This is a genomic window from Streptococcus sp. 1343 (assembly GCF_013277355.1).
GTDB lineage: Bacteria > Bacillota > Bacilli > Lactobacillales > Streptococcaceae > Streptococcus > Streptococcus pseudopneumoniae.
In genome coordinates this window covers 1-6413 of record NZ_VMMT01000005.1, presented here as the reverse complement: position 1 = coordinate 6413, position 6413 = coordinate 1, and the positions used below count along the sequence as shown (strand labels likewise).

The 6413-nt window shown below is 35.7% G+C and carries 6 protein-coding genes and 2 pseudogenes; 4 read left to right on the top strand and 4 right to left on the bottom strand.

Annotation, left to right across the window (positions count from 1 at the left end):
• Positions 1 to 17: 17 nt before the first annotated feature.
• Positions 18 to 329 (bottom strand): annotated as a pseudogene (locus HT709_RS00785) (IS630 transposase-related protein); the annotation flags it as partial.
• 38 nt (positions 330 to 367) lie between these two features.
• Between HT709_RS00785 and HT709_RS00780 the strand changes: the two are divergent.
• The 3 genes and pseudogenes from HT709_RS00780 to HT709_RS00770 all read left to right on the top strand — a co-directional run.
• Positions 368 to 781 (top strand): annotated as a pseudogene (locus tag HT709_RS00780) (IS3 family transposase); the annotation flags it as partial.
• Between the two features lie 663 nt (positions 782 to 1444).
• On the top strand, positions 1445 to 2251 hold the full coding sequence (locus tag HT709_RS00775; protein WP_172925417.1) for a hypothetical protein: 807 nt from the start codon (positions 1445 to 1447) through the stop codon (positions 2249 to 2251).
• A gap of 21 nt (positions 2252 to 2272) precedes the next feature.
• Complete coding sequence (locus HT709_RS00770; protein WP_172925416.1) at positions 2273 to 3520, top strand: toxic anion resistance protein; 1248 nt, start codon at positions 2273 to 2275, stop codon at positions 3518 to 3520.
• Positions 3521 to 3635: 115 nt separating this feature from the next.
• On the opposite strand, the gene HT709_RS00765 is transcribed toward HT709_RS00770, so the two are convergent.
• Complete coding sequence (locus HT709_RS00765; protein ID WP_023941419.1) at positions 3636 to 4913, bottom strand: FRG domain-containing protein; 1278 nt, start codon at positions 4911 to 4913, stop codon at positions 3636 to 3638.
• A 10-nt stretch (positions 4914 to 4923) separates the two neighbouring features.
• Positions 4924 to 5472: an ImmA/IrrE family metallo-endopeptidase gene (locus HT709_RS00760; protein WP_000335401.1), complete on the bottom strand. Its 549-nt coding sequence runs from the start codon at positions 5470 to 5472 to the stop codon at positions 4924 to 4926.
• 419 nt (positions 5473 to 5891) lie between these two features.
• Between HT709_RS00760 and HT709_RS00755 the strand changes: the two genes are divergently transcribed.
• Positions 5892 to 6122 carry a hypothetical protein gene (locus HT709_RS00755; protein WP_240156661.1) on the top strand — a complete coding sequence of 77 codons (231 nt, stop codon included), beginning with the start codon at positions 5892 to 5894 and terminating at the stop codon, positions 6120 to 6122.
• Here the strand turns inward: HT709_RS00755 and HT709_RS00750 are convergent.
• Positions 6069 to 6413: transposase (locus HT709_RS00750; protein WP_172922307.1), on the bottom strand; the 345-nt coding region annotated here is incomplete at its 5' end. The genes HT709_RS00755 and HT709_RS00750 overlap by 54 nt on opposite strands.

Below are 6413 nucleotides of genomic sequence, written 5' to 3'. Positions count from 1 at the left end.
CCTTAAAGCTCGTCATCTTTTTTTGAAGTGACCTTCATCTTCTTTAAAGCTGCCCATACTGAAGGAACAGCACAATTAAAATGTGCCGCAATTTCCCGTAAAAAAGCATCTGGATGAGCCTCTACAAAGGATTTCAATTCCTCTAAAGGAATCTTTCGGTTTTTGACGACTCGCTTTTTCCTCTCTAAGTGTCCTTGTTCACGTAAGTTCTTTTCCCACGTGAAGAGAGTTCTGACGCCGACATCAAAAACCTTGGCTGCCTCGACATGGCTGTTCCCCTCTTTGATGTAATCTAATGCTCTCTGTTTAAAATCTGTACTATATGCCATAGCCTTATTATAACATGCTTGTTTGAAACTAAGCAACTATATCACCAGTTTTAGATGGCTTTAACAGTGAAATTATCTCCTATTTGCCGAACTTAGTACAAATGAAAGCTATGCTAGAACAAGCCTTTACAGAGAACCATTACGAAAATACAATTCTCCATAGTGACCAAGGATGGCAATACCAACACGATTTCTATCGTCATTTTTTAAAGAATAAGGGAATCTAACCATCTATGTCACGTAAGGGTAACAGCCCAGACAATGGTATGATGGAGTCCTTCTTTGGGATTCTGAAATCGGAAATGTTTTACGGTTATGAGAAGTCGTTTCAATCGCTTAATCAATTGGAACAAGCTATTGTAGACTATATTGATTACTGCAACAATAAACGAATTAAGGTAAAACTAAAAGGACTTAGCCCTGTGCAATACAGAACTAAATCCTTTGCTTAAATTAATTGTCTAACTTTTTGGGATCAGTGCATCAGTACATACACATAAAGGCGTTTTGTTTGGGAATTACGTGATCTTGATGATATAATATAGAGAAATAAAATAAAAATAGGACAAATCAATCAGGACAATCAAATCAATTTCTAGTAATATTTTAGAAATCCAGATGTACTATTCTAGTTTCAATCTACTATATTTTGGCTCCCTCAATTTAAGGAAGGGAGGTGTTACATATGCTAGAAACTTTACTCACAGTGTTTCTAGCTCCGTTACTTATTAACGTGTTATCTGAACTTTTCAAGTTATGTCTTAAGAAACGTAAGAAGTAATAGTTAACCCTTTAAGAGGGTAGCAAAAAACCCCATCGGTGGCACGGTGGGGCTTTTTAGTTATATATGCTAGAAGCATTATTTTCCCTTTATGCTCTAATTCTAACACAACCCCTCCGATATTTCAAGCTTTTGTTTTGATATGTCCTCAGAGGTCATTTCGCAATCTTATAACACTGAAGCCTGTGGTTTGAGTCCGCTTTACTGAAATTAGCCCACGCTCTACTAGCCTCCATTCTACAGCAAAGAAATCAACTCTTTTCTAGGGGATTTCCGCCCTCATTTTGCTCTTTTGTGCTAAAATAGATTTATAAATTGAAAATAAGGAATGTTTATGAAATCAGGTAATGGTTTTTGCAAAGGCTGTCTCTATTTTTGGGGCTTCTTGTTCTTATTAGGCCTGTTGGTCCAATATGCTCTTCCGCTTGCGGCTTGTGTCCTGCTAGTCTATGGTGGTTATCGCCTCTATAAACGTTGGCGCTATCCTCTTTTGCAAGATGCCTCTCTAGACGATCGGATTGAGCTTTTAAAAGCTCGGATTCGTCAGGCGGACAAAGATATTCAGCAATTAGAGGGAATTTTAGTAGAAAAAGGTTCAGATTCCTATAAGAGCCTGGCTAATCAAGTATTAATCGAACTGAGGGAAATCCATCAGGAGGCGGATCGTCTCAAGTCCTATATCAATGCTGATGTCTACAACCGTATTGACAAAAAGGTTCGTACAGTAAGGGCAAACATCGATGTTCAGCTAGAACGTTTGGATAGAGAAAGTCAGGTAGATCTTGAAAATGCGGAGCCAGAGGAATTAGCTCCAGAATTGTCCCAGACCTTGGCCAATATTGCCATTGACCATCAGGCCATTTTAGACAAGATTGCTACCTCGGCTGAGGGGGATAAGGAAGAATTGACGGCCATTCATAGTTTGAAGATGGAGAAATTCAAAACGATTTTAGAAGGCTATTTAAAGATTAAGGCCAATCCTAAAAACTATAATCGAGCAGAAGAACGTTTACAGCAAGCTAAAGCAGCTATCGAACAATTTGACCTTGAGCTGGACCAGGTGTTGAGAGAACTCAATGAAACAGATATGCGTGATTTTGATATTAGTTTGCGTATCCTAGAAAAAGATCGTAAAGAATAGGTTAGAAACAAAGGAGTAACCATGACAGAATTTAATTTTGATATTGACCAGATTGCCAATAATACGGTAGCTAAGGAGGATAAGACAACCCAAATCATCGAGACCAATACTGGCTCAGACAAGACCTTGACCTTCCTTGAGAAGCTGAGCCCTGAGCAACAAGAAGGGATCAAGGCGCACGTGCCCCAGTTGGTAGACCAGTTTGTCACCAATCAAAATGCTCTTTTGGATTTTGGACAATCTGCTGTAGAAGGTGTAAACAATACGGTCAACCGTATCTTGTCAGAACAAAAGAAACTGCAGATTCCCCAAGTGGATGATCTTCTCAAGAATACCAACCGTGAGTTGCAAGGCTTTGTAGTCAAATACAAGAACGCTGAAATTGCTGAGTTAGAAGAAAAGCCAAACTTTTTGCAACGATTGTTTAACAAGAGCAAGAATACCCTACAGGAATTTTACTTTGACTCAAAAACAGTGGAGCAAAAGCTCGATGGTATGGCTGCCGCAGTGGTCAAGCAAGAAGATGTCTTAGCTCGAAATATCGTCTCTGCTGAGATGTTGATTGAGGACAATACCAAATCCATTGAAAATCTAGTGGGAGTGATTTCCTTTATCGAAGCCAGCCAGACAGAAGCTGGCAAACGCGCTGCCGAACTGAAAGCTCAAGCTGATCAACTCGATACAAGTACGGTAGAATACCAGACCAAGTCACAAGAATTGGCCCGCATGGCTGAAGTGGTCAATACCCTTGAACAACAACATACTGAGTATGTCAGCCGTCTCTATGTTGCCTGGGCAACAACACCTCAGATACGAAATCTTGTGAAGGTGTCATCTGATATGCGCCAAAAATTGGGAATGCTTCGTCGTAATACGATTCCGACAATGAAACTTTCCATTGCCCAACTGGGTATTTTGCAACAATCCATGAAATCAGGTGTCGTGGCAGATGCCATTGTCAATGCCAATAATGCTGCCCTTCAGATGCTAGCTGAGACCAGCAAGGAAGTGATTCCGCAGATGGAACGAATTGCTCAAAGTCCGACAGTCGCTGTTGAGTCTGTTACCAAACTGGCTGAAAGTCTGGTCGCTCAAAACCAAGGTATCGTCGCAGCTATTGAATTGGGACGCCAGAAACGTGCCCAACTAGAAACAACCATCGTCAAGTCCGCAGAAATGATCAACGATTCTGTCAAACTACGCGATGAGAAAATCGTCCAAGCCCTTCTCGACCAAGGCAAGGCTGCTCAGAAAGAAGTACAAGAATAATACACAAGGATGCTGGGAAAAACTCAATTTCAGGAGAAAATGAAGTAAATCTTTCTACAATAAAACGCATAATATCAAGGTTGTTTAATTCTTGATACTATGCGTTTTTTTGATTTCAAAGACTTTTTCTCCAGACTCTTGTGATTCTATATTTACCTTTTCTATTCTTTTTGCTTTTATGATAAGGCAGGTTATTTGAATTTTTTTTTAATTCATTAAGTACCGCTCTATTAGATTTTTTATCATCTTTTAATTCGAATTCTTTAGATTTATAAATCAAATAGTCTGAAAAATCTGGAAATAAGGCATTTGTTTCATAATTGTACTCTTTTAACTTTCGTAAAAGTTCTCTTTGAATTAATTCATAGTAGTCGCCAGAAATTCTTTCCTCTTGATTATTTTTATCAGAACCTGATTTGACAGACTTTCCTTCTAAAAATTTAATTACTCCGTCTAAATTTTTAGAAGATAGATCATCTTCTGGCTTAGTATGATTAGAGCTTTGCTGATTTTTTAAAGACTTAATAGAGGCCTCTATATTAAATTTGATATTTAGAATAATTCTATCGATAGGTTTATAATTTTCTAATTCTATTTCATTTTTTTTAAAATTTATAAATTTAATAAGTTTATCAAAATTTATAAAAGCACCTTTTTGTGCCCGTATTCTCTTATTTGTAATTTTCTTATGAACTAAAGAAATTATTCCATTCTCACTATCATTGCTGGAGTCAATTTTATAGAACTCTAACTGAGGATTTTTTATTTTCCCAAAACCTAACATAAACAACATGGCTATGAATGGATTTTCGGAAATATCTAGTAGACTTGTTGGCAAACCATAATGTTGTAAGATAGCTAATTCATCAGCTCGGATATCTAACATTTCTTGATTTAAAGGGACATATTTAACTTCATCAGGAAATTCTCTAGAGATATTTAGATAAAGAGATTCAAAAGTGTTACAGTATTTATTTCCTTCACTATTTTGTAAATTTCTAAATATCCCTGGTACTGTTTCCCAATCTTCTCTTTGTCCCCTATAGTAATTATAGCCTTGTCTTTGAAACGATGTAATCATTTCTTTTATTAAGTAAAATAAACTCCATGAATTTTTTTCATCTTTATATCCTAATCCCGTACCTGCACTTAATAAATATTTATTGATATCATCGATTTCATCTTGCAATTTAGAGTTTTTATTTGTTGATGAGAGTTCTAGATTTTGAATTTTGTAAATTGGTGTTAAATCTTCCTGAGGTTGGTTTATTCCAATTATATTTATTACTATTTTAAAATCATTAAAGATTTTTGAATTCAGTTGATTTTTTATTTCTTCAGGGGATGAATAATAGGTCCCTAAATTTTCATAGAATTTATCCCTAAGTAACATAAAATTCTCCTTAAATGGACAATACACCCAAATTAATAAGTCTATATTTCATAGCCGGATTGGACACATTTAATTTTTCAGCAAGATAAGTAATAATAATTTCATCATTTAAAGTATCTAATTCCTCCCAGGTCATAGAATAATCTATTGCCATTCTATCGATTGCTTTTATGATTAACTTTTGCGGCATTAGTAGTTCTGCTGCAAACTGGTTAGCAGCTCTTTCTTTAGCATTCGCTACTGGTGTTTGTTCACGTTCAGAAATTCCTTCATGTTTTAACACAAAATGGCCTAATTCATGAGACTTAGTAAATCGTTGACGCTGTAGCGGTTCCAAAATATTAACATACATTTTTTTAGTGTCAGCATCATATTTTCCAGAATGCGAATCGAAGTATGTTTCTATAACCTCAATTCCTAATTCAGCAATAATTTTATCAATATCTATACTATATTCATCTGATTGAAGTTCAATGTCTGATATTACTTCTTTTTTATTGTCAAAATAAGACATAAAATCTGTTGAGTATAGTTCGCTATATTTATAGACTTTACACATTATAAATTCTCCTATTTATATTTTTTATTTTTATTAAAAAATTATGAATTATTCTAAGTTATCATGATACAAAAATAGTTTATATTACTATTCTAAACTAAAAAGATCTTTTAGTCTATAGATAGATTGAAAATTTAAGAAAGAAACTACCTTTACTCTGAAATAAGAGATAAAACCATGGGAAACCTTTTCACTACTAGTCTTTTATGATACAATAGAAGGAAGTAAAGGCGCTGTTTTTTCGATGTCGCAACGCCTTGGATGAATGAAAAGGAAGAGTCCCTATGGTTTTCAGATTTAAGCAAATAACTAGCTTGCATATATATATATATATATATAAACTTGCGTTTTCATACCCATTTTCAAAACCTGCCAATCTTTTTGGTAGGCCTTTTGCGTTGTAGAAATGGGGTATGAACATGGCTTACACCTTATCAAAAGAATTAGAGCAAGAACTCATCGTTTCAGCACCTGAGTTACAGCCTAGTTATACTGCCATCGTAGAATACCTAGAAGCTATCAACCAGAAAGGAGCATCTGGAAGCAATTCTCAGGAACTCCAGAACCAGCTTGCTATTCAGCTGAGACGTTTATACTCAATCATTTTCAAAAAGCAACCTTGTCCATTGTCTGCTGACAGTGGACTTTAAAACGCTTTTTTCCAGTCCTTGAATAACTTCTTGAAGCTTATCAATGACGGCTTCCAATGTTTGGAAAGCCTTGTTTTTGAAACCTCGTTTTCGAATTTCTTTCCAGACTTGTTCAATAGGGTTCATTTCTGGTGTATAAGGTGGGATAAAAGCCAACTCAATATTACTTGGAATCTCTAAGGTATTTGATTTATGCCATATAGCATTATCCATGACAAGTAAAATATAGTCATCTGGATAAGCTTGTGAGACTTGCCTTAGAAATTCATTGATCCACTCAGTATTGCATCC